The sequence below is a fragment of the Mesorhizobium sp. M2E.F.Ca.ET.219.01.1.1 genome (assembly GCF_004016445.2).
GTDB lineage: Bacteria > Pseudomonadota > Alphaproteobacteria > Rhizobiales > Rhizobiaceae > Mesorhizobium.
The window spans coordinates 1-289 of sequence record NZ_SADT02000255.1; the positions used below are offsets into that span (position 1 = coordinate 1).

The 289-nt window shown below is 67.1% G+C and carries 1 pseudogene; it reads right to left on the reverse strand.

The features are described from left to right. Nucleotides 1-289, reverse strand: a pseudogene (locus EN862_RS35740) (AraC family transcriptional regulator); the annotation flags it as partial.

The window sequence follows — 289 nt, forward strand, 5'->3', positions numbered from 1 at the left end:
AGCGCCGGCAGCACCTTGTCGCTGCCGCCCTGCGCCTCGGCGTATTCGGCGGCGATCATGTCCAGCACCGTTGCCAGCCTTTGCCATGCGGCGTGCTGGGACAGGGCGTCGGTGAAGACCGGCCGGTCGAGCGGCAGCAGGCTGTGGCCAGCAAGCGTGGCGAGCGCATCGTCGGCGACCGAGACGACGATGGCATCGGTGCCTGGTTCGATGTCGAAGCCATGCACCACGCCGCTCGGCATGAAGCTCACGGTGGGAGCGGAAAAACTCCAGGTCTTGTCCTCGATCC